The sequence below is a fragment of the Streptomyces carpinensis genome, assembly GCF_002154505.1.
GTDB classification, from domain to species: Bacteria; Actinomycetota; Actinomycetes; order Streptomycetales; family Streptomycetaceae; genus Streptomyces; species Streptomyces carpinensis.
In genome coordinates this window covers 1,203-1,612 of sequence record NZ_MUBM01000745.1, presented here as the reverse complement: position 1 = coordinate 1,612, position 410 = coordinate 1,203, and the positions used below count along the sequence as shown (strand labels likewise).

Below are 410 nucleotides of genomic sequence, written 5' to 3'. Positions count from 1 at the left end.
CAGGCGCCCACCTCGAGCACTGGGGTGTCTCCGCCGACCGGCTGCGCGAGCTGGACTGGCACGAGTCGACCAAGGTCGGCGGTCTCACGCTGACCGCGACCCCGGCCCGCCACTTCTGCGGCCGCGGCCTGCGCAACACCCAGCACACGCTGTGGGCCTCATGGGCCGTCGCGGGCGAGGAGCACCGCGTCTACCACAGCGGCGACACCGGCTACTTCGACGGCTTCACAGACATCGGCGCCAACCACGGCCCGTTCGACGCCACGATGATCCAGCTCGGCGCGTACTCCGAGTTCTGGCCCGACATCCACATGACCCCCGAGGAGGGCATGCGCGCCCACCTCGATCTCCAGGGCGGTGAGCCGGCAGGCGTGCTGCTCCCGATCCACTGGGCCACCTTCAATCTCGCC

General features: G+C 70.5%; 1 protein-coding gene. It reads left to right on the top strand.

Annotated elements, in window-relative coordinates:
- The coding region (locus BZY54_RS48490) for an MBL fold metallo-hydrolase (RefSeq protein WP_143668466.1) at nt 1-410 on the top strand (410 nt) is incomplete at both ends.